The sequence below is a fragment of the Paenibacillus sp. FSL M8-0142 genome (assembly GCF_038597315.1).
Taxonomy (GTDB): Bacteria; Bacillota; Bacilli; order Paenibacillales; family Paenibacillaceae; genus Paenibacillus_AQ; species Paenibacillus_AQ lactis.
The window spans coordinates 4,890,710-4,913,534 of record NZ_CP152008.1 but is presented as its reverse complement, the minus strand read 5'-3'; the positions used below and the strand labels follow the sequence as shown (position 1 = coordinate 4,913,534).

Sequence of the window (22,825 nt, the reverse complement as noted above, 5' to 3'; positions counted from 1 at the left end):
ATTCGGGAAAGGAGTCGATAACTTTGGATAAAGTAATGTCCAATAAAAAAGTCATTGCCTTGTACGTGCTGCCGGCTTTGCTTGTGATCATGGCGATCGTGTATATTCCAATCGTGCTTACGGCGTTTTACGGCCTGAACGAGTGGAACGGCATCGGCGCGATGACGTTTATCGGGCTGGACAATTACCAGGCGCTGTTGTCCGACGGCAAGTTCTGGGACAGCGCATGGCACTCGCTGCTGCTTGCGGTATTCTCCGCGCTCAGCCTGATCGTTTACCTGGCTGTGGCGATGGTGCTGTCCTCAAAGATTAAAGGCGCCGGCCTGTTCCGCAAAATCTATCTGATTCCGATGCTGCTGTCTTCCGTAGCCATAGCGCAGCTGTGGCTTCGCATGTACCATCCGACGAACGGGATCGTGAACAGCTTCCTGGAGTTGATCGGGATCACGAACCCGCCGGCCTGGCTCGCCGAGCCTTCGCTGGTGCTGTATGCCCTGTTCATCCCGATTTTGTGGCAGTATGCGGGCTTTTACATTCTGATCTATTACGCCGCCCTCAAGAACATCCCGGCATCGCTGGTGGAAGCGGCGAAGATCGACGGGGCGACCTCGCTGCAAATTGCATTCCGGATCAAGCTGCCGCTTATCATGGAAGTCATCAAGGTAACGATTGTACTCGCCGTCGTCGGCTCCTTGAAATATTTCGACTTGATCTTTGTTATGACCGACGGAGGACCGAACGGCGCGAGCGAGGTTATGGCGTCCTATATGTACCATACGGCCTTCCGCGCTTATGATTTCGGTTACGGGAGCGCCATCGGCTTCTTCCTGCTGGTCATCTGTCTGCTGGTGACTTGGGTCATTCGGAAATTAACGGCAACCAAAGATACGATCCAATATTCATAAGGAGGGATGTTTCATGATTCAAGGAGCCGCAGGACAGCTCCGGAGCCGGCCATCCCGATCCGGCGGCGGGGGTGCGCGTAAGCTGGGGTACACCCTGCTGTATGTTGTGCTGATCGGAGTGGCGGTATTCCAGCTGTTTCCGCTCGTATGGCTGCTGCTGTTCTCGCTGAAGAACAACCAGGAAGTATTCGATCTGCCGCCATTGTCGCTGCCGATGAATCCGCGCTGGGAGAACTATGAAAAGGTATGGAGCGCGGGCAACATCAGCGTGTATTTTCTGAACAGCGTCTGGATTACCGTCGCCGCCACCGTATTGACGATTATGCTGGGCAGTCTCGTGACGTTTGCCATAACGAGAATGAAGTGGAAGGGCAGCTCCTTCGTTCTCGGCTTATTCATGGTTGCGATGATGATCCCGGTTCACTCCACGCTGATTCCGTTGTTCAGCCTGTTCAACAAAGCCGGGCTGACCGACCATCCGGTGTCGCTCATTCTTTCGTATGTGGCGTTCAATATGCCGATCACGATCATGATTCTGCTCGGATTTTACTATACGCTGCCGAGGGAAGTGGAGGAGGCCGCAGTCATGGATGGCTGCTCGGTTCACCGCGTATTCTTCCGGATTGTGCTTCCGATGACAGGCTCGGTATTGGCCACGACGGCAATCATCAACATGATCTATAACTGGAACGAGTTTATTTTCGTGAACACGTTCATCAGCTCGGATATGTTCAAGACGCTGACCGTGGGGGTCCAGAACTTTATCGGGCAGTATACGACCGATTGGGGAGCCATCGGCGCGACGCTGATGATCAGCATTTTGCCGATTCTGCTGATGTTCCTCTTCCTGAGCGACCGGATTGTGGAAGGCATTGCAGCCGGTTCGGTGAAGGGATAATTGCATGCGTTTTGTTAAAGGGTGACAAGTAGAGTCACATATTAAGCAGCCCGGTCTCAGAATGAGAGACCGGGCTGCGGCATTGATATCGTTGACCATGACAGATTTGGTGTATCAGACCCACCCGAGCGCTCGCGCGGCTTGGGCGACAATAAAGGTAACCAGAATCGCAATGGCCGTCGGAATGGCAAAGGACAGGAAGGTCCACTTAAAGCTTTTCGTTTCCTTCCAAATATTGAACAAGGTCGTGCCGCACGGATAGTGAAGCAGGGAGAACAGCATCATATTCAGCGCCGTCAGCCAGGTCCAGCCTTGATCCACGAAAATCTGCTTCAAAGCAAACATGTTCTCCACCTCGGTCAGCGACCCGGTTGCCAAGTACCCCATCAGGAGGATCGGCAGCACGATCTCGTTCGCGGGCAGTCCGATGATAAACGCCATCAGAATGAAGCCGTCCAATCCGAGCGCCTTGGCGAACGGATCCAGGAATTGGACGAAGTGAAGCAGAATGCTCGTATCCCCGATATAAATATTCGCCAGAATCCAGGTGAGCACGCCTGCCGGCGCGGCAACGATAACGGCTCGGCGCAGAACATAGATCGTCTTGTCGAGCGTTGCCCGCAGAATGGTATTCAGTATTTTCGGCTTCCTGTAGGGCGGTAGCTCCAGGGTATAGTGGGAAGGAACGCCTTTGAGCGCCGTTTTGGACAAGGTCCACGACACCGTCAGCGTAACAACGATCCCCAAGAGAACCATGCCCATAACAACCGATGCGGTTACGAGCGTCTGCACGCCCCCTGAAAAACCTGCAGCCATAAACAGGGAAGCCAGCAGAATGAGCGTCGGCCAGCGTCCGTTGCATGGCACGAAGTTATTGGTCAGGATGGCCAGCATCCGCTCGCGCGGCGATTCGATAATCCGGGTTGACATAATCGCTGCGGCGTTGCAGCCGAACCCCATAGCCATGGTGAGGGATTGCTTGCCGTGAGCGCCTGATTTTTTGAACAGGCGGTCGAGATTGAAGGCAACCCTAGGCAAATATCCGTAGTTCTCGAGCAGGGCAAACACCGGAAAGAAAATCGCCATCGGCGGCAGCATGACACTGATGACCCAGGCGGTGCCGCGGAACAATCCAAGGATCAATATCCCATGCAGCCAATCCGGAGCGTGAACCGCTTCGAATGCCGCCGTCAGATAGCCTTCAATCCAGCCGAAGAAGCTTGACAGCATGGAGGAGGGGACATTGGCTCCGGCAATCGTCAGGTAAAATATAACGCCGAGCATGGCCAGCATGATCGGGAACCCCCACAGCTTGGAGGTGAATATCCGGTCCAGGCGCTCCGAACGGTACAATCGTTCGCGATCCGTGACGGTGACCGCTTCGGCGCACAGCTCTCTGGATTTTTTGAACAATTCCCCGACGATCGACTCCCGGACGTCATCCACCTGGTCGGCAGGAATGCTACCGGTTAGTGCTTCCAAGCGCTTTAGCTGCTCCATAAATCATTCCCCCTCTATCCGAAGCGGCAAGTTTCTGTTTCAATGTGTCGATCAGCTTCCGGTCCCCGTCAAGAAAACGGATCGCCAGCCATCTTGCCGGATACTCATCGCCAACGATCAGCTTCAGCTCCGTCTCAAGTTTGGCGATTTCTTCCTCCAGCCGTTCGTTATACTTCATGCGGTAAGGAGTCGTCCGAATGCTTCCGGTGCACATGAGAAGCAGCTGCTCGGACAGCGTATCCAGGCCTTCATTGTTTCTGGCGGATATCGGGATAACCGGAACGCCGAGTTTTTGCGCAAGCTTGCCTGCATCAACCTTAATGCCTTTCTTCTTCGCCTCATCCATCAGATTGAGGCAGACGATCACCCGGTCCGTCATTTCAAGCACTTGAAGCGCCAAATTCAGGCTGCGTTCCAGCGCCGTCGAGTCCAGCACCAGCAGCGTCACGTCCGGTTTCTCAAAGACGATGTAATCGCGGGCTACCTCTTCGTCCGCAGAGTTGGAGAACAGGGAATACGTTCCCGGCAGATCGATGAACCGGAAACGGGAATTCTTGTATTCGTAATAGCCGCTGGCCAAGCTTACCGTCTTGCCCGACCAGTTGCCGGTATGCTGCTTGAGGCCGGTGAGAGCGTTGAACAGCGTGCTTTTTCCCGTATTCGGATTCCCGGCCAGCGCAATCGTATAAGTTCTCATGACGGCATCACCTTGCCCCAGATTAACTGACTCTCCTCTTGTCTCAATGCGATGACCGTACCAGCTACTCTATAAGAGATGGGATCTCCCAGCGGACTCGCCTTCAGCACTTCAATGACGGCCCCCGGAACAAAGCCCAGGTCCAGAAGCCTGCGTTTCAGCTCACCCTGTATATCGACTCGCTCAATCAGGAAACGTTCCCCGAGAGACGCCTGATGCAAATGCTGCAAAATATTAGTCTCGTCCATAAAGTTTAACCTCTCCCTATTAAATTGGTCCGAGCATATATTGTTTCCTTAAAGCAACTTTACGCCTATAGTATGACCGATTCGCTCCATTGTCAACTGGCAGAAGAAATTTTTTCTATTCAGATTCCATTCGGATATTACCGGGTCACCCTTCCTCTTTTGCTGGATCGTTGGTCGGTTGCCACGGAAGAGGACGGCTTGACGATTAGATTATATGACGTTTCTAATGCAGAATTGGGATCATGATGGATTGGCATCATGGTGGACCTGGCATTACGACGGACTGGCATTACGATGGACTGGAATTACGATGGACTGGTATTATGGTAGACCCGGCATTACGATGGACCTGGCGTCATGATGGACTCGTAATGGTGGATTGGGATTGCGGGGAATGGTGATCCATGATATATCTATATATGAGCAATTATTCATATAAATAATCATACGATCAAAATATGATTCCATTTTATCGATGAGGTGAACCGGACATGATTTATGATGCGATCGTTATAGGGGCAGGACAGGCTGGAATGGCGGCAGGGTATTGGCTGAAGCGGGAAGGGCAGCATTTTCTCATATTGGACCGGGGGAGGGAGGCGGGAGAAATGTGGAGCTCGCGTTACAAGTCGTTGAAGCTGTTCACCCCGCGAACCCACAGCGCTCTCCCCGGGTTGAAGCTTGAAGGGGATCCCATCGGCTTCCCGAACAAACAAGAGATGGCTGCTTATTTGAAAAAATACGCCGCGAAGTTCGAGCTGCCGATTCGGTTCGGGAGCGAAGTGGTCGCTGTCCGGAAGGAGGAAGGGACCTTCCTGATCCATACCGAGCGTGAAGTATTCCAATCACGTGCGCTGATTGTGGCGACGGGCCCGTTCCAGCAGCCGAGAATCCCCGATTTTGCTTCACATCTGCCGAGGGACATTATGCAGCTCCACTCCTCTGCCTATCAAGAGCCTTCACAGCTTCAAGACGGGCCGGTGCTCGTCGTTGGCGGCGGCAACAGCGGAGCCCAAATTGCGGCGGAGCTGGCCGATACCCGTGAAACTTACCTGGCACTGGCTGAGCAGCCGCGGTACTTGCCTATGTCGCTTTTCGGCCGCAGCCTGTTCTGGTGGCTGGATCTCGCGGGCATTTTGAGAGCCGATTCATCTTCTTGGGCAGGACAACGATTACGGCGTCAAAGAGATCCGATCTTCGGCTATGAATTGAAACAAGCGGTGAAGTGCGGTAAAGTGGTGTTAAAAACGAGAGCCGTCCATGCCGGGGCTGCCGGCATTCAATTCGCCGATGGCTCCCGGCTGACGGTCCGGAACATCGTTTGGGCGACAGGCTACGTTACATCATACGGCTGGCTGCAGGTGGATGGGGCGCTGGATGCAAACCGGAAGGTTGTCCATACGCGCGGCGTCAGTCCGATCGAGGGATTGTATTATGTCGGATTGCCTTGGCAAACGCACCGCGGCTCATCACTGCTGGCCGGCGTCGGCCGGGACGCCCGCGAGGTTGTGCGAGCGATGATGATTCAGAAAGAGGGGATAAGGAATGGAAAAGGAACACCATGAGCTTCTACATGAGGAGCAGGCGATGGAAGCGTCCCGGCTGCTTAAAGCGATATCGGATCCGACGCGGATCCGGATTCTGCATCTGCTGTCCCAAGAGGAATGCCCCGTGGGTCATATCGCCGAGGTGCTCGGCATGAGCCAGTCTGCGGTATCCCACCAGCTAAGCTATCTTCGAAGCTTGCGGCTGGTTAAATACCGGAGAGACGGCAACACGTATTACTATACATATGAGGATGAGCATGTCATCGGCATTCTGCGCCAGGTGCTGGACCATCTTGCTCATTAAGGAAGCTTGAACTGAAAGCTTAACCTGCTTGACATGACAGGCGACTTGGCTGTAATGTATTGGGAAATAAATGTTCGCGAAAATAACGATGACCAAGGACATAAGTCCGCAGGATCCGGCGAGACAGAGAAGAGGCCCACGGCTGAAAGGCTTCGCTCGCAAGGCTGCGTGCTTCCTACCTTGCAGTTGCCCTGGCCTTGTGCAAGCAAGCCGGTGCCGGCACGGCCCGTTACAGCCGAGGATAAGGATCTTTCCGAGACCGCTCTTTGGCTATTTCGGAAGGTTGAATTAGGGTGGTACCACGAGCACATTCGTCCCTTTGGGATGAATGTGCTTTTTTATATTTGCCCGCTCGATTCAGCCCCGGTTGCCGCTGTTGGTCGGGCCCTATCAGGCATTCGTTCACGAACGCTACGAAATAAAGGAGGATGATGGACATGCGGCAAAGCCAACTGCTCATGAACACGAAGCGCGACGTGCCGTCCGAGGCGGAGGCGCTGAGCCACCAATGGATGCTGCGCGGAGGTTATATCCGTCAAAACGCGGCAGGGATATATTCCCATCTGCCGCTTGGGCGGCGCGTGCTGCGCAACATTGAAGAGATCGTGCGCCAGGAGATGGATGCCTCCGGCGCGCAGGAGCTGCTGATGCCCGCGATGCAGCCGGCCGAGCTGTGGCGGGAATCGGGAAGATACGGTGTGTACGGGCCGGAGCTGATCCGGCTGCATGATCGCCATGAACGCGAGTTTGTACTCGGACCGACGCATGAGGAGGTCATCACCTCGATCGTGCGCCAGGAAATCGCTTCGTACCGCTCGCTTCCGGTGAATTTATACCAGATTCAGACGAAATACCGCGACGAGCGCCGGCCGCGATTCGGCCTGCTTCGGGGACGGGAATTCTTGATGAAGGACGCATATTCCTTCGACAAGGACTGGGAAGGCCTCGATCGATCGTACCGGATCATGTACGAAACGTATGAGCGCATCTTCAAGCGCTGCGGCCTGAAGTTCCGGGCGGTTGAAGCCGATACGGGGGCGATGGGCGGACAAGGGGAGACCCATGAATTTATGGCGCTTGCCGATATCGGGGAGGATACCATCGTCTCCTGCAGCGTATGCAGCTATGCCGCCAATCTGGAGCGGGCTGAGATGAAGTATCCCGCGAATGCCCCTGACGCGGAGATTGAGGGCCGGAACGCTTTGAAACCGGTGCTGGTTCGGACGCCGAACGTTCGGACGATCGCGGAGCTCTCCGCTTTTATGGGGATCGCCCCTGAACAGGTGATCAAGACGTTGATTTACCGAGCCGACGATGAACTGGTCGGGGTGCTCGTCCGAGGCGACAGGGAAGTGAATGAGCTAAAAGTGAAGGGATACCTAAAGGCCGAGAGCGTGGAGCTGGCAGGCGCAGAAGAGGTGGCGGAGGCTACGGGAGCTCCGATCGGATATGCCGGCCCTGCCGGGCTATCGATGAAGCTGTTGGTCGACCGTGACGTTGCCGCAATTTCCGAGGGAGTCACGGGTGCCAATCAAGCGGATGCCCATCTTACGGGCGTCCGTCCCGGCCGGGATTTTCCGCTTGCGCATACTGGCGATTTCCGCAATGCGACCGAGGGGGATGCGTGTCCCCGCTGCGGCGGACGGCTGCAGTTTCATCGCGGCATCGAGCTCGGGCATGTCTTCAAGCTTGGCACCAAATACAGCGAGTCCATGAACGCGATGTTCCTGGACGCGGACGGGAGACAGAAGCCGCTGATTATGGGCTGCTACGGAATCGGCGTGTCCCGCGTCATGGCAGCGGTCGCCGAGCAGCGCATTTCCGGCGTACGGCTCGTCTGGCCGATGGCGATCGCTCCGTTTAAGGTGCACATTATCCCGATAGCGGTCAAGGATGAAGCCCAGATGCGTCTCGCCGAACAGCTGTACCATGAGCTTGCAAACGCCGGTCTTGAACCGCTGCTGGATGACCGCGATGAGCGGGCCGGCGTCAAGTTCAAGGATGCCGATCTGGCAGGCGCGCCGCTGCGGTTGATCATTGGCCGCGGGGCCGCCTCCGGCGAGGTGGAGTGGATGGGCGAGGACGGGATTAAGCTTCCATTGAAGGCGGATGAGGCCGTTCGCCGGGCAAGGGAGACTGCTGCCTCCAGCAGGTAAAGCTGATCTCCAATCCCTGACAGCAAATAGATGTACATCAGATGATTCAAATTGCGTGGCTGCACATCGGCCCGTATCCTTCAGCGGGCCGAGACGATCAAGGGAAGCGCACCTTTAAATTGCTTGGGTTCATGCGATGGTAAGCCCAAGCTTGTGTCCATGTTGGGAACGGGCTTATGATGGTAGGGATAGGAGTCGAAGCGACAGACCGATGGAGGTTTTTTATCTGTATGAATAACAATCGCAAGGGAGACCATCCGGATATTTGCCGTTTGGATGAGCACGAGCTGATTCAAGTCAAAATTACGCTGGCCAATCCGCTTCGCTGGGTGAACAGCTACGTACTGCAGGGGGAAGAAGGGGTTACCATCCTGGACCCGGGCCCGCGTACGGCTGACTCGGAGCAGGAGTGGCTGAACGCCCTCTCCAGTCTGAGTATCGGCTTCGGGGACATCGCTAGCGTGGTGCTGACCCATCATCACCCCGATCATTACGGATTGGCCGGCTGGTTCCAAGAACGGTCCGGGGCTGACGTGTGGATGTCGCAGCGGGCCCATGAGGAGGCCGGGCTGATGTGGGGGACGAACTCGAGCATGGATCGGGTGCTCCCTGCGTATTTCCGCCGTCACGGCATGCCGGAGGCGAGGCTTGCGGAGCTGCCGGGGCATTTAAACAGCTTCTTTCCCCAGGTGACCCCCCAGCCGAAGGTGTCTTTTCTTCATAAAGGGGTGCCGCTGCGCATGGGAGGCCGCTTATGGCTGCCGATCGAGACGGCCGGTCATGCGCCGGGCCACCTCTCATTCTTCCACGAAGACAGCGGGTCCCTGTTATGCGGCGATGCCGTGCTCCCGCAAATATCGCCTAACGTGAGCCTGCTGCCGGGAAGCGATCCCCGGCCGCTGGCTTCGTTCCTTGCAGGGCTGCGCCGCCTGCGGGAACTGCATGTCCGGACGGCGTATCCCGGACACCGTCACCCGTTCACGCATTTCCGTGAACGGATTGATGCGCTCCTCCTCCACCATGAGGAGCGGCTGAGTGACATCGCCGGCATGCTTGGCGCTGCCGGGCGACTCACCGCCTTCGAGGTATGCACCGCCCTCTTCGGCGATAAGCTCGGCATCCATCAGCTGCGCTTCGCCATGTGCGAAGCGCTTGCCCATCTTGCCGAGCTCGTATCCCGCGGCCACGTGGAGCAGCTGGATGCAGGGGATGGCACAAGCTATTTCGCTGTGCGGAAGCGCCCCTGATCCAGAGCGATTAACGTGTCCGTTTGCCAAGACCGCCCGTTTACGACTGTTGCTCAAGCTGTCGTAGACAGGGCGGTTATTCATGTTCTGGCGGCAAATATTCCATTGCTCTGAAAATTCCCTTGCTCGCGGGGGTTATCAGTCAGAGTTAGGCTTACTCCGCGTATACACGCATATATATAGGTACGGTCGCCGCAATTGCATAAGCCTTCCGCATTGTATTGATTACGAATCCGTCAGGAGGATTTCATTTGTTTAACAACAAGGAAGCGTTCAAACAGGTCTTTACAGAGCTATTGGTAAGCCGTTTGGGAAAAGGGCTTGAAGAGGCTACAGCCGAGGATGCCTACAAAATTCTCGGCGGCATGATTCGCGAATTCGTCGGAAGCCAGTGGGCAGCTTCAAACCGGACGTACCGGGATACGAAGCAGAAGCAGGTGTATTATTTTTCGATGGAGTTTCTGATCGGCCGTCTGCTGGGCGCCAATCTGCTCAATCTCGGACTGCTGGACATCGTCCGCAGCGGGCTGAAGGAGCTCGGCTGGGAGCTTGAGGAGCTTGAGGAACAGGAGCCGGATGCCGGTCTCGGCAACGGGGGGCTCGGAAGGCTGGCCGCATGCTTCCTGGACTCGCTCGCCTCGTTAAGCTATGCGGGACACGGCTGCGGCATCCGGTACCGATACGGGCTGTTCGAGCAGCGTATTATGGACGGCGAGCAGGTGGAGCTGCCCGATAATTGGCTTCGGGATGGAAACGTGTGGGAGGAGCGGCGAGCGGATAAAGCGGTGGAGATTTCCTTCTGGGGTCGTGTGGAGATTTCGGAGCGTGATGGCAAAACGGTGTTTGATACCGTGGAGGATGAACGAATATTGGCTGTGCCGTACGATATGCCGGTGATCGGTTACGGCGAGTCGCAAGTGAATACATTGCGGCTGTGGAGCGCCGAAGCGACCGTCGATTCCGCAGCCATTCGCCTGAGCCATCAAAGCGGGTATTACCGGTATCTGGAATACGCCCGTCAGGTGGAGTCGATTTCGGAGTTTCTGTACCCGGACGATAAATCTTACGAGGGCAAGCTGCTGCGTTTGAAACAGCAGTATTTTCTATCCAGTGCAGGCGTTCAGAGCATTCTTCGAACATTTGATAAGCTTGGACTTCCGTACAGGGAGCTGCCGGAGCATGCCGCCATTCACATTAACGACACACACCCTACGCTCGTGATCCCCGAGCTTATCCGAATTCTCATCGACGACAAGGGACTTGGCTGGGATGAAGCCTGGGAAGTGGCCCATCGGACGGTATCTTACACGAACCATACGCTGATGAGCGAAGCTCTCGAGAAATGGCCGGCGGGGATGGTCCGGGAATTGCTGCCCCGCATTTATATGATCATTGAGGAGATGAACAAGCGCTTCTGCGGTATGCTGCTGGCCCGATATCCCCAGCAGATGGAGCGGATATCGGAGCTGGCGATCATCGAAGGGGATCAGATCCGAATGGCAAATTTAGCGGCTTGGGGCAGCTATCATATTAACGGCGTCGCCGGGCTGCATACCGAGCTGCTGAAGACGGATGTCATGAAGCATCACTACGAGCTGTACCCCGAGCGATTCAGCAATAAGACGAACGGCATTACTCATCGGCGCTGGCTGATTCACAGCAATCCGGGACTAACGCGGCTCATCAGCTCCGCGATCGGCACGGAGTGGATCAACGATCCCTTAGCCCTGCGGGAGCTGGAAGCCTATAAGCGGGATGCCGCCTTCCAGGAACGGCTCATGCGGATTAAGCAGGACAATAAACGGCGGCTCGCGGACTTTATTGCAGCCAGGCAAGGCGTCCGGGTGGATCCGGATTCCTTGTTCGATGTTCATGTCAAGCGGCTTCACGGTTACAAGAGGCAGCTGTTAAACATTTTGAGGGTGATTCATGATTACAATGAGATGAAGGAGCGGCCGACGGTTCCTCGTGTTCCGCGTACGGTTATATTCGGAGCGAAGGCTGCGCCGGGATACGATTTGGCGAAAAGCATTATCCAGCTGATCCATGCGGTGGCCGATGTCATCAATCGGGATCCGGAGGTGAATGATAAGCTGCGGGTGCTCTTTCTCGAAAATTATTCCGTTTCCCTTGCCGAGAAGATCATTCCGGCTGCCGATGTCAGTGAACAAATATCGACCGCGGGGAAAGAGGCCTCCGGTACGGGGAACATGAAGTTCATGATGAACGGGGCGTTGACGATTGGAACGCTGGACGGGGCCAATGTGGAGATGCACCGAATGATCGGGGAGGAGCATATGTTTCTGTTCGGGCTGCGAGCCGAGGAGGTGCTTGAGCTGTCCCGATCCGGCGGGTATTTTGCAAGAGCCTGTTATGAACAGGATGCCCGGATCGCCCGCGTGCTGGATCAACTGGCTTACCCGAGTCCCTTCAGCCGTCACGGCCGGCCATTTGGCCGCATTCTCCAGGCGCTGCTCGATCATAATGACGAATATTTCGTGCTGAAGGATTTTCATGCCTATGTCACGGCACAGGCAGCTGTTGAAAAAGCCTATGTCAATCCAAGAAGATGGGCTGAGAGCGCTATTGTCAATATCGCACATTCGGGCCGCTTCTCCAGTGACTGCACCATTGCCCGGTATGCCTCCGAGATATGGCGGGTGCTCCCAGTGAAGAAGGGATAGGACGTCCGGCTTCCGGAATGGAGCGGGATCGCACGGAGTAATAAATCTATAATCCTACGAAAAAAAGCCCCGTTACAGGATAACGGGGGGCAGCAACAGGTGCTCTATTGAATCGTTCTCATCATAGGATATGTTCGAGGTTTGAAGAATGACTAGATAGATTTACCGGTGTGGACGAAATTAAGGCCCGATTATTTCGGAATGTGCGAGACCCTATATTATAGAAGAAACCCGGCTGCAGAGGACGTTGCAGAGCTTCTGTGACCTATCCCATTCGTCTATAACTCTTTGAAATGAGGAACGTTTTGACGGTTCTTTTCTGTAAAGATTGTATTCTTGCAGCGTCTTTCGCGTTAAAAGCAGCAAGCAGGCTCGCTTTCAGAAGCGGGCCTGCTTGCTTTACTTCATATGTTGAAAGTAGCGTCCGCCAGAGGAGGTTTAATTGCACTAATCCTTCGGCAGTTCTTCGGTCGTCCCATACAATTCAAGCTCCCGTTCCGCCTGCTTGCGGTGGGCGATCCGGCTGCTGGCCGCCGCGGCAACAGCCCCGACGATATCGTCCAGGAAGGTATGGACGTCTCCGTCCGTTTTGTCGTTAAGCCGTTCAAGGACGCCGGGCTTCAGCTTGTCGATGTATCCGTAGTTCGTAAAGCCGATGCTGCCGTACACGTTAACAATGGAGAAGGCCAGAACCTCGTCTACGCCATACAGCCCTTCATCATTGGCCAGCATCTCCTGAAGGGGAGAAATAAGCTTCCCTTCCTCCGCCAGCTTGTCCAGCTGGATTCCGGTCAGCACCGCATTCTGGACCTCGCGCTTGCTTAGAACCGCGTCGACGTTCTGCATGCATTCCTCCATCGTCAAATTCGGATAATATTTCTTCTGAAGGATCATCACCAGCTCGGCGATTTCCTCCACCTTGACTCCTCGTTCCTTAAGCAGGCTTCGGGTTGCTTCCGCTACCTTTTTGCTGTTGAGACTATACGGGATGTTTGCATCCATTTCAGCCATGATGGATATCACCTCATTTTCGTAGTTTGGTAAAAGCTGCTTATAGAGGTTGTTCAAAAAGTCGTCTTTTGACTTTTTGATCTCGCGCTTAAAGACGATTGTACTTTTTAGGAACCCCTTTGTCCAGAAAGGGGAAACTGGACGGTATTTTTTTGGAAAGGGCTCGTATACATAGGAGTACAACCTGTACTAAAAATGTTAGGGGAGGAACAATACATGACCAGTAAACGTAATCTTCGCAGGCTTTCGGCCGCCGGGCTGCTTGCTGTTCCGATTATCATGTCCGGCTGCGGTCCGTTTGCGGGCAAACAGTCCGAAGCGATTGACCCGCCGCCTGCACAAGTGGAGAAGCAAATGTTGGAGAATGTGAATTCCTCGGCTGCCCAGGGTGAGATCGGCATGCAGACGACGGTATATCTTGCCGATGCCAGGGGAATGCTTGCGCCTGTGACGCTGGGCATACCGAAGGCGGAGGCCGGGAGTGAGCTAAAGGAGTCTTTGGAAGTACTCGTCAGCGGCGGACGCTATACCGGATATATTCCGCAGGGCTTCCAAGGCGTACTGCCGGCCGGAACGGTAATTAACAATGTGACCGTCGATGCGGAGAACAAAATGGCCGTTGTGGAATTCAATAAGGCATTTACCGAATACAAGCCTTCGGATGAACGGAAAATTTTGGAGGCGCTGACCTGGACGCTGACAGGGCATGAGGGTGTTGAACAGATGCAGGTATGGGTAGAGGGGACACGCTTGACCGAAATGCCGGTGAATAAAACGCCGCTGGACCGCCCGCTCTCCCGCTCGATGGGCATCAATCTGCAGAAGGCCGACGATGCGGTGTATTCCGCTTCTTCCCCGGTTACCGTATATTTCTCCTCGGTTACTCCGTCCGGGATCCAGTACTATGTCCCGGTTACAAGACTCGTGCCGAGCGGTCAAGATGCGGTAACAGCCGCGCTGAACGAGCTGATCCGCGGCCCGCAGTACGGTGACGGCCTGGCGGAGGTCATTCCGGACAATACGAAGGTAAAAGCTATCGAGAAAGGGGAGGACGGTTCGGTGACCGTATCCCTTGAAGACGGCATGTTTGTCGAAGGGGATGCGGTTCCGGTTGAGCTGCTTCAAGCCGTCGTATTGACGGTATCCGAAAACGCGAACGACGCGAAGGTCAAAATCCATATGAATGATCTGGCCGAGGTCATCGGGGAAGACAGCCGCAACTACAGCGAGCCTGTAAGCGCGCCGGAATTCATTAACGAAATATCGATTTAAGAGCCGGGCATTTGCTGACGATACGGGGACTGTCTCTCGTCCAAAAAGGTGCTTTTATGCCAACACTTTGGTAGAATAGGGGATGCTGATCAGGATTGCGATATGAAGTAGGAGGCAAACAAATGAGATCTAACGGACGTAAGAGCGATGAGCTTCGCCCGATGAATTTATCAACCCATGTGAATAAATATGCGGAAGGCTCTGTGTACATCGAGATGGGGGACACCAAGGTATTGATTACCGCTACCGTGGACGAGAAGGTTCCCCCGTTCCTGAAGGGACAGGGAAAAGGCTGGGTTACGGCCGAATATTCGATGCTGCCGCGCGCAACGCAGTCCCGCAATCAGCGGGAAGCGAACCGCGGCAAGCTGAGCGGACGGACGATGGAAATTCAGCGGCTGATCGGCCGTGCGCTCCGGTCCGTTGTAAATCTGAATGCGCTTGGCGAGCGGACGATTACCCTGGATTGCGATGTTATCCAGGCGGACGGCGGAACGCGGACGACTTCCATCACGGGTGCATTCGTTGCGCTGGCCATCGCGGTCAATAAAATTGCCGAGCAGCATAAGCTTGCGGTATTCCCGATTACCGATTACCTGGCATCCGTCAGCGTCGGCATTGCGGGCGGACAGGCGCTGCTTGACCTGAACTATGAGGAAGACTCCAAGGCGAAGGTGGATATGAACCTGGTTATGACGGGCAGCGGAACATTCGTCGAGGTTCAGGGAACCGGGGAAGAGAGCCCGTTCTCCCGACAGGAGCTGGACCAAATTTTGGAGCTTGGGCAAAAAGGAATCAACGAGCTGATCGCTAGACAACAGGAAGCGCTTGGACCGATCGCGGCAAAGATTGGATCGGTGAACGCGGGAAGCGGAGTGTAAGGCGATGGCATTCGTACTAGGAGATACACTTATCGTAGCGACGCGCAATGCGGGGAAAGTGAAGGAATTCGCCCATGCATTCGCAGCTTTCGGCACGGAAGTAAAAAGCATGTATGACTTTCCCGACCTGCCGGATGTCGTCGAGGACGGAGCAACGTTTGAAGAGAATGCCTTCAAGAAAGCCAAAGAGGTCGCCGAAGCGCTGGGGCTGCCCGTGCTTGCGGACGATTCCGGTTTGTGCGTCGATGCGCTCGGGGGAGCGCCCGGCGTGTACTCTGCCAGGTACGCCGGAACGCACGGCGCCGACGAGGATAACAACGCGAAGCTTCTTGCCGAGCTGGAGAAGCTGAAGCTCGGTGAGGACACGGAGCAGCCGCTGCTCAGTCCGGCCCGGTTCGTCTGCGTTCTGGTATTGTATGATCCGCAGTCGGGACGTAAGCTTACGGCTGAGGGAACGGTGGACGGCTGGATTACATCCGAGCCGGCCGGTGGGGGCGGCTTCGGCTATGATCCGCTCTTCTACCTGCCGAGCCATGAGAAGACGATGGCGGAATTGACCATGGAAGAGAAGCAGGCTATCAGCCATCGCGGCGAAGCGCTGTCGAAGCTTGTGGCCCAGCTGAAATCGGAAATGTAGGGAACGTAAGGAAACCATGCCCTGGCGAGACGGGCATGGTTCCTTTTTTTTATGCTGAAAGGCAATCGTCAGCGTATCGAGACATTGTACTCCTTAAGCCAGAAATGTACCTGTGCCAGGTATGCAAACAATTGCGGGCCGGACATCAGCTGCCCGAACCAAGGAAGGTTGGACGAAGCATCCGGTGAGGATGCCAGCTCGCGGATCCGCGTCTTGTCGATAAGCGGCAGCAGCGGTGAGGAGGCGTCGTCCAAAATGCGGAGCACCTGAGCCTTGACCGCCGCGAGATAGTTCGGGTTATGGGTTTTTGGATACGGACTTTTTTTCCGATAGAGCACATCGTCTGGAAGAACGCCTTCGAGCGCTTTTCGGAGAATGCCCTTTTCCCGGTTTCCGGTCGACTTGATGCTCCACGGAATATTCCATACATATTCAATCAGCCGGTGGTCCGTATAAGGAACCCGGACTTCCAATCCAACGCCCATGCTCATCCGGTCCTTCCGATCCAGCAGCGTTGGCATGAAGCGGGTGATATTAAGGTATGACATGACCCGCATCTTCGCCTGCTCCCCGGTTTCGCCGTCCAGCTTCGGAACCTCGGCCACCGCATCCGAATAACGATCCCCGAGGTATTCCAGCGGCCGGATCCATTCCCGGATTTCGGGAGACAAGAGACTTGCCCGCATATCCGGTGCAACCGACCAAGGAAAGGTGCCGGAATTGAGCATTTCTTCCCGGTGAAACCATGGATAGCCGCCGAATATTTCATCGGCAGCCTCGCCGGATATGGCGACCGTTGCGCCTTTTTTGATCTCGCGGCAGAAGAGGAATAAGGAAGCATCGACATCCGCCATTCCCGGCAGATCACGCGTCCTTGTTGAATCATCCAGCGCCTCGACCAGCTCGGGCGTGTCAAACTCGACCCAATGATGATGGGTCCCGAGCTCCTCATGCATGCGCTTGATCCACGGTCCATCGGCGCCAGGCTGGAAGGAGTGGGACTGGAAATGCTTGCTGTTGTCGACATAATCGACGGAGTAGGTATGCACTTGTCCTTGGCCTGTTCGCCGGTAATAGTCTACGGCCAGCGACGAGAGCGCGCTGGAATCCAGCCCTCCGGAGAGCAGCGAGCAGACCGGAACATCCGATACGAGCTGGCGTTCTACCGTATCGCGGAGAAGGCCCTGCAGGTAGCTTGCCGTGCGTAGGACATCATCCTCATGGGGCTTGCTTTCCAGCTTCCAGTACGTATACTTTCGCAGCCCTTCCCGGCTAAAGATCATGGCCATGCCAGGACGAAGCTCGGAAATATCCTTGTAAACGCCATGCCCAGGCGTTCTTGCAGGGCCGATAATGAACACTTCGGCAAGCCCTTCCGCCCCGACCACCGGCTCGACCTTGGGGTGCTGCAGCAGTGCCTTCGGCTCGGAGCCGAAGATTAGCGTTCCATCGATATAACTGTAGAACAAAGGTTTAACCCCGACCCGGTCACGCGCCAGAAATACCTGTTCACGCGCGCTGTCCCAAATGGCAAACGCAAAAATACCGTTAAGGCGCTCCAGGCAGTCGGGGCCCCATTCGATATAGGAGACCAGGAGAACCTCGGTATCGCATTTGGTGCTGAAACGGTGTCCGCGTCGTATGAGATCCTCTCGAAGCTCGACTGCATTATATAATTCCCCATTGTATACAATAGCGTAGACTTCATCTTCCTGATGAATGATCATCGGCTGTGCTCCATTTTCGGGGTCGATCACGCTGAGTCTGCGGTGACCGAATGCGCACGGGTTTGAAATCCAGGTGCCGGATCCGTCAGGTCCGCGGTGAGCCAAACTCTCTGTCATTTTTACCAGCAGCTGCGAATCCTGCGTCAAATCGCCGTTCCATTGTATAAAACCGGTTATTCCGCACATGACGGTTCATCCTCTCTTTGTCTTTGTCGTACGCTGTCCCATCTTTTTACTCCCTTAGTCGCCAAAGTGATACCAGATATATGCCGAAGCAGGGCATAAAATGTCTGTCCTTTTACGAAAACTAAGGAACGACGGCGAATTCAAAGCGAAGGAGAGAAGCGTCCATGGACAAGTCAACCTACTATGTGTCCGTGCAAAGCCGCTCGGTTCTAACCGAACAAGGGGCGAGTCCGTACGAATGGGAGATCGAGGCCACGCCCGAAGAGGCGGATCAGGTCCGGATTGAGCTGGACATGCTGCAGGAGAAAGAAGAGGAGGCGTTTCCGGGATATGTCTTCCCTTGGCCGGATACTCCGGAGCAAAGCACAAATACTTTATTTCAGACCTCGCTGGACAGAGTATACCGGACCATCTACCGTCTGGGCACGCCAGAAACGCGTCAACAGATGGAGGAGCTGCGGCTGCTATCCGAGCTGACTTGAAAAATATGAAGGATGCTGAGCATGGAAGCTGCGCATCCGGGTAAGGAGAATGGAACCATGTATGCAATTAGAGATGCTAAAATACGGCGAATTACGGAAGTGAACGGAGCGCCTTGCGCCGAGGTTGAGGTTTATCCGCAAGAGGAGGGAGAAAGCGCTTTGCTGGCCTATTTGACCCCATCGTCTCCTTTGGGAGGCTATGATCTGGTAAAAATCGTACGCAGCAATGCCAGCTTGGAGGTGGACTGGTATGATAACAGCATGCATGATGCTTTTGTGGATGCGACGGATGTGGCGTTCGAGAACAGCGCGGCGTCTACAGCAGAAGAAGACCGGGATGCCTTCAAGCAGCAGCTGCTCTCCACCGGACAGCTGTACGAACAGCTGAATCAACGGCTGAGCGAAGGTCCGCTTTATTTTTAGGCAAGTCACATAAAACAATAAAGCGCTTGTGTCAAAACCCTGTAAAAAAGCCTGGTCCGTTTGGACCAGGCTTTTTCATGTCACATGGCCCATGTAAAGGGGAAGCTGCCGCCGTAAGCACAACCTTTCTCGGATGCCTTTGCGTTTCATTACGCAGTTCTGCAAGCGAAAGGCCGTCTGAATATAGGATGCTGGTGGAGGAGCCCATCGCTCTGGGGAATAGGGACCAATGACGGCTGTGGATTACGCAAAATTAAGAAATAGGACTTATCCTCTATTTGATAACAGGGGAATCTTGCCTATAATGTTAGATTAGTGTAAGCATGATTCTAGCATATTTGACAAGGGGAGATTGGATTTGCGCAAAACAAACAGAAATTTGACGAAGCTGCTGGGCGCGGGACTGCTCGCTTTTTCGCTCATCTTCGGACCCGTTCAGGGAGCTGTGAAGGCAGAAGGCACTGAAGGAATTAGCATACTTGAATCATCCCATGAGCTTATTAATGGCAAAATGCGCGTTACTGCCGATGTTCGCAATGGCGGTTCCGGCAAAGAGGGCGGCTTTTATGTCGTAGGTTATGACGAGAACGGCAATGCGCTGGAAGTAGCCGGCAACTCGGAATATTTCATGAGCGATGAAATCAATACATATGAAGTGGATCTAGACGGCGGGAGCAGCATCAAGCGGGTAGAAGTGCTTCCAGCCGGTCCGGCAGGCAGTGAAGCCAAGCTGCTGGCATCCGGATCGAGGACGGATAACGGAGTGGTCAAGGTAACCGGCGTCGTTCAGAATGGAACCGAGGGCCGCAATGTGGGCATGTTGGCTGTTGGATACGACGCTTCCGGTAAAGCGGTTGAGGTTACGTCGGCAGACGGCTACTTCACCGGCAGCGAGGTTTCTACCTTCGAAGTCGAGTTGAAAGCAGCCAAATTGATTAAAACGGTTAAAGTTTCCGCGATTGATCCGGTAGAGGACGCTGTGAAGCTGCTTCAAACCGGAAGCCGTCTCGAGAACGGGAAGCTGATCGTAACCGGCTCGATCCAAAACCGTAAAGAAGGCGGACGGGTTGGCGTAATCGTCGTCGGCAGCAATGGCAGCGGCAAGGTGCTGGAAGTGAACACGACCACAGGTTACCTGAGCGGCAGCGAAATCGCGAATTTTGCGGCTGAGCTGGAAGCAGGCAAAGCGGCCAGCAATATCAAGGTGTTCCTGACCGGAAGCAGCCAAACGCCGAAAATTATCGCCGAAGGCCGGATGACCGTTAACAACAAGCTTGTCGTTACAATCGGGATCGAGAACGGGGATACGTCCCAGCGCATTACCGTCAAATCGACGGCGTACGATGCGAAAGGACGCTCCTTGGGATCGGAGTCCAACTCTACGTTCTTGTCGGCTCATGAGACCACAACGCTGCGGATCGACTATGATTCCCGTGTGAAGAGCGTGAAGCTGAAATACTACGATCAATCCGGAAGAGAAATCGGCCAAATGCCGATCCGCATCAAGCTGAACGGACAGCTGCAATCTTATGCACAGGCACCTGTTATGTCCGGCGGCAGCGTGCTGGTGCCGATGCGCGCGATTTTCGAATCGCTTGACGCTTCCGTGAAATGGGATCAGAAGACGCAGACCATAACCTCCGTCAAAGGCTCCTCCCAAATCAAGCTGAAGATGGGATCAAAGCAGGCCGTGGTGAACGGAAAGAACGTTACGCTTGATTCCGCACCGCGCATGGTAAAGGGCACTACGATGGTACCGCTTCGATTTGTCGCTACGGCTCTCGGCGCTGACGTCAAGTGGGACAGCAGCGAGAAAATGGTGCACATTACAACGAAATAATAAATAAAATGAACCATGCCGGACGATTGCGGCATGGTTCTTCTTTTAGGTCAGGATTTTGCGAAATCCCCAGATAAAAGCATCAGTAGCTCGGTTCGCGGAGAACCTGAATGCCCAGGACGATATTATACACGAAGCTGCCGAAATAAATGATGCCGAACAGAATCAGGTACCCGATCACGGAACCGAAGGAGCCTGAGGTTACCGCCATATAGATGAGCGGGATGGCTGCAAGAAGCGGGAAGAGATGAGAGAAAAGGGCGCGGCGCGCATGCTTCGCTACATAAGCATCTTGGGATAGAATCCACACCAGGATTGGGAGAATAAAGGGCGCAAAGAAAATGCTGAAGTACGATAATGAGGATAGCAGCTGTCTCACGGGTACCACCTCCTGAAAGGTTGTTTGATATTACAATACCCTGCGAGCGAACGGCTGATTCCCCGAATGATTCCTTTACAAAAAAATTCTTTGAAAAATGACGAAGTTGCGATATAATATATTTCGTTACTGTTTCAAAAAGATGTATACATATGTCCCAGTAGCTCAGCTGGATAGAGCAACGGCCTTCTAAGCCGTCGGTCAGGGGTTCGAATCCCTTCTGGGACGCTTTCTAAGAAATCGCCAAACGGCGATTTTTTGCGTATTCCAGAAGGTGAGAACCCCAGTTAGGGGGGCGTCGGAGCATCCGCTTCGGGAGGCTGACTTCGCAGTCGGCCTGAAAGGCCGCATCCCTTCTGGGACGTAAAGATAACACCGCCTTAATGGCGGTGTTTTTGCGTTCCATGAGGATGAGAACCCCAGTTAGGGGGGCGTCGGAGCATCCGCTTCGGGAGGTTGACTTCGCAGTCGGCCTGAAAGGCCGCATCCCTTCTGGGACGCTCTAGATGTTAAGATTAGTATAGGCATCTGAAGTCTGAACAACCGTGAAGGCTTGCAGGCATGAAGCGATACGTATGAGAGGGGAAGATAACCAATGATCCATTATCCGTTTTTGCAGGAAGGGGCGACCATCGGCATACCCGCTCCGTCATCTGGCGTAGAGGCCGAATTGCATGGTTTATTGAGGCAAGCGATCAACCGGATGGAGTCGAGGGGATTCCGTACGATCGTCGGAGATACTGTCTGGACACAGGAAAAGGCTAAGTCGGCTCCTGCGCGTATTCGGGCCCAAGAGCTGAATGCGATGCTTCAGAATGAAGCGATCGATCTCATCGTTCCTCCATGGGGCGGGGAGCTATTGATCGAAATCCTGGAGCATATCGAATTTGATCAAGTGAGCCCCAAGTGGATTCTTGGCTACTCGGACACGAGTGTGCTCCTATTGGCACTCACGTTGGTAAGAGGCATCGCCACTGCGCATGGCACGAATCTCATTGACCTGCGCGGGGAGCAAACCGACCCGACGACTTCACGATGGCAAACCGTGCTGTCAACGTCCAGGGGCGGATCCGTCGCCCAGCAATCTTCCGAAAGCTATCAGAAGGAATGGCAGCATGACAACCCGACTCCATGGATCTACCATTTAACGGAGCCGACGGAGTGGAAATCCGTCACAGGCGCTCCTGCCCAAATGAAGGGACGACTGCTTGGGGGCTGCATCGATGTGATCCGCCATCTGATCGGCACTCCCTACGGCGACGTGACGAGCTTCCAGCAGCAGTACATCGGAAATGAACCCATCCTCTGGTACTTCGAGAACTGCGAGCTATCCACGACCGATTTACGCAGATCGCTTGTTCAGATGAAGCTTGCCGGCTGGTTCGCGAACTGTTCCGGCATTCTGTTCGGCAGAAGCGCTGCCAATCATGCCATCGAGAATTACGAGGCGGAGGACGTATACCAAGACCTTACCCGGGAGCTTGGCGTTCCCATCGTTTATGATATGGACTGCGGACATGTTCCGCCGCAGATGACATTGATCAATGGGGCATATGCCGAGGTGGATGTAAAGGACGGCAAAGGGATGGTCGTGCAGACGTTTCGATGAGGATGCAGACGATCATAACCGCTTTGTTTAGACGGTACTGGGGGATCGGGGAAATGGCTTAACCTTTTCGCGGTAGGTATCAGTTCATTTTTGCAGAAAGCTGGGGTATTATGAGATTAAGTCCTTTAGCAAGTACATAAGCGATGGAACGTTTAGTTTATATCTTGCGAAGCTTCCCCGTCTCACATCATT

Annotated in this window: 20 protein-coding genes and 1 tRNA gene; 15 read left to right on the top strand and 6 right to left on the bottom strand. The window is 54.5% G+C overall.

All coding sequences use genetic code 11. From position 1 onward, the window contains the following. Positions 1-23 precede the first annotated feature (23 nt). Complete coding sequence (locus NSQ46_RS22625) at positions 24-905, top strand: sugar ABC transporter permease (RefSeq protein WP_007130776.1); 882 nt, start codon at positions 24-26, stop codon at positions 903-905. 13 nt (positions 906-918) lie between these two features. Further along, complete coding sequence (locus tag NSQ46_RS22620; protein ID WP_007130775.1) at positions 919-1,803, top strand: carbohydrate ABC transporter permease; 885 nt, start codon at positions 919-921, stop codon at positions 1,801-1,803. Positions 1,804-1,917: 114 nt separating this feature from the next. Here NSQ46_RS22620 and NSQ46_RS22615 read toward each other — a convergent pair whose 3' ends face one another. The 3 genes from NSQ46_RS22615 to NSQ46_RS22605 are packed head-to-tail and all read right to left on the bottom strand — an operon-like array spanning position 1,918 to position 4,248. Then, on the bottom strand, positions 1,918-3,303 hold the full coding sequence (locus NSQ46_RS22615; protein WP_007130774.1) for a nucleoside recognition domain-containing protein: 1,386 nt from the start codon (positions 3,301-3,303) through the stop codon (positions 1,918-1,920). After that, the gene (locus NSQ46_RS22610) at positions 3,266-4,000 is read right to left on the bottom strand and encodes a FeoB small GTPase domain-containing protein (protein WP_340901230.1); all 735 of its coding nucleotides are present in this window, start codon (positions 3,998-4,000) and stop codon (positions 3,266-3,268) included. Before NSQ46_RS22610 ends, NSQ46_RS22615 begins: the two co-directional genes overlap by 38 nt. Next, complete coding sequence (locus tag NSQ46_RS22605) at positions 3,997-4,248, bottom strand: FeoA family protein (protein ID WP_007130772.1); 252 nt, start codon at positions 4,246-4,248, stop codon at positions 3,997-3,999. The genes NSQ46_RS22610 and NSQ46_RS22605 overlap by 4 nt, the downstream gene beginning before the upstream one ends. Before the next feature lie 494 nt (positions 4,249-4,742). Between NSQ46_RS22605 and NSQ46_RS22600 the strand changes: the two genes are divergently transcribed. The 5 genes from NSQ46_RS22600 (at position 4,743) to NSQ46_RS22580 (ending at position 12,186) form a co-directional block, all read left to right on the top strand. Then, the gene (locus tag NSQ46_RS22600) at positions 4,743-5,813 is read left to right on the top strand and encodes an NAD(P)/FAD-dependent oxidoreductase (RefSeq protein WP_040739024.1); all 1,071 of its coding nucleotides are present in this window, start codon (positions 4,743-4,745) and stop codon (positions 5,811-5,813) included. After that, positions 5,794-6,099: a metalloregulator ArsR/SmtB family transcription factor gene (locus tag NSQ46_RS22595; protein WP_007130770.1), complete on the top strand. Its 306-nt coding sequence runs from the start codon at positions 5,794-5,796 to the stop codon at positions 6,097-6,099. Before NSQ46_RS22600 ends, NSQ46_RS22595 begins: the two co-directional genes overlap by 20 nt. A 437-nt stretch (positions 6,100-6,536) precedes the next feature. Then, positions 6,537-8,255, top strand: a complete 1,719-nt coding sequence (locus NSQ46_RS22590; protein ID WP_007130769.1) for a proline--tRNA ligase — start codon at positions 6,537-6,539, stop codon at positions 8,253-8,255. Between the two features lie 230 nt (positions 8,256-8,485). After that, positions 8,486-9,502, top strand: a complete 1,017-nt coding sequence (locus NSQ46_RS22585) for an MBL fold metallo-hydrolase (RefSeq protein ID WP_007130768.1) — start codon at positions 8,486-8,488, stop codon at positions 9,500-9,502. Between the two features lie 251 nt (positions 9,503-9,753). Continuing rightward, complete coding sequence (locus tag NSQ46_RS22580) at positions 9,754-12,186, top strand: glycogen/starch/alpha-glucan phosphorylase (RefSeq protein ID WP_210095145.1); 2,433 nt, start codon at positions 9,754-9,756, stop codon at positions 12,184-12,186. Between the two features lie 447 nt (positions 12,187-12,633). On the opposite strand, the gene NSQ46_RS22575 is transcribed toward NSQ46_RS22580, so the two are convergent. Beyond that, on the bottom strand, positions 12,634-13,197 hold the full coding sequence (locus NSQ46_RS22575) for a phosphatidylglycerophosphatase A (protein WP_007130766.1): 564 nt from the start codon (positions 13,195-13,197) through the stop codon (positions 12,634-12,636). A gap of 216 nt (positions 13,198-13,413) precedes the next feature. On the opposite strand from NSQ46_RS22575, the gene NSQ46_RS22570 reads away from it, so the two are divergent. The 3 genes from NSQ46_RS22570 to NSQ46_RS22560 all read left to right on the top strand — a co-directional run bounded on the left by NSQ46_RS22570 (position 13,414) and on the right by NSQ46_RS22560 (position 15,987). Continuing rightward, positions 13,414-14,469 (top strand): GerMN domain-containing protein, encoded by a 1,056-nt coding sequence (locus tag NSQ46_RS22570; protein WP_007130765.1) that lies wholly within the window; start codon positions 13,414-13,416, stop codon positions 14,467-14,469. 122 nt (positions 14,470-14,591) lie between these two features. After that, the gene (rph, locus tag NSQ46_RS22565) at positions 14,592-15,350 is read left to right on the top strand and encodes a ribonuclease PH (protein WP_007130764.1); all 759 of its coding nucleotides are present in this window, start codon (positions 14,592-14,594) and stop codon (positions 15,348-15,350) included. A gap of 4 nt (positions 15,351-15,354) precedes the next feature. Then, positions 15,355-15,987 (top strand): XTP/dITP diphosphatase, encoded by a 633-nt coding sequence (locus tag NSQ46_RS22560; protein ID WP_007130763.1) that lies wholly within the window; start codon positions 15,355-15,357, stop codon positions 15,985-15,987. A 68-nt stretch (positions 15,988-16,055) separates the two neighbouring features. Here the strand turns inward: NSQ46_RS22560 and asnB are convergent, their stop codons facing one another. Next, complete coding sequence (gene asnB / locus NSQ46_RS22555; protein WP_007130762.1) at positions 16,056-17,900, bottom strand: asparagine synthase (glutamine-hydrolyzing); 1,845 nt, start codon at positions 17,898-17,900, stop codon at positions 16,056-16,058. A 164-nt stretch (positions 17,901-18,064) separates the two neighbouring features. Between asnB and NSQ46_RS22550 the strand changes: the two genes are divergently transcribed. From NSQ46_RS22550 to NSQ46_RS22540, 3 genes are all read left to right on the top strand, one after another. Then, on the top strand, positions 18,065-18,382 hold the full coding sequence (locus NSQ46_RS22550) for a hypothetical protein (RefSeq protein WP_007130761.1): 318 nt from the start codon (positions 18,065-18,067) through the stop codon (positions 18,380-18,382). Positions 18,383-18,439: 57 nt separating this feature from the next. Beyond that, positions 18,440-18,805, top strand: a complete 366-nt coding sequence (locus tag NSQ46_RS22545; protein WP_007130760.1) for a hypothetical protein — start codon at positions 18,440-18,442, stop codon at positions 18,803-18,805. 358 nt (positions 18,806-19,163) lie between these two features. Next, entirely contained in the window at positions 19,164-20,645 is a 1,482-nt protein-coding gene (locus tag NSQ46_RS22540) for a stalk domain-containing protein (protein ID WP_007130759.1), read from the top strand. Between the two features lie 82 nt (positions 20,646-20,727). On the opposite strand, the gene NSQ46_RS22535 is transcribed toward NSQ46_RS22540, so the two are convergent. After that, entirely contained in the window at positions 20,728-21,024 is a 297-nt protein-coding gene (locus NSQ46_RS22535; protein ID WP_007130758.1) for a DUF4870 domain-containing protein, read from the bottom strand. Between the two features lie 154 nt (positions 21,025-21,178). Between NSQ46_RS22535 and NSQ46_RS22530 the strand changes: the two genes are divergently transcribed. Both NSQ46_RS22530 and NSQ46_RS22525 read left to right on the top strand, forming a co-directional pair. Next, positions 21,179-21,252: transfer RNA gene (locus NSQ46_RS22530), tRNA-Arg, on the top strand. Between the two features lie 367 nt (positions 21,253-21,619). Next, complete coding sequence (locus NSQ46_RS22525) at positions 21,620-22,633, top strand: S66 peptidase family protein (RefSeq protein ID WP_007130757.1); 1,014 nt, start codon at positions 21,620-21,622, stop codon at positions 22,631-22,633. The last annotated feature ends 192 nt before the right edge of the window (positions 22,634-22,825 follow it).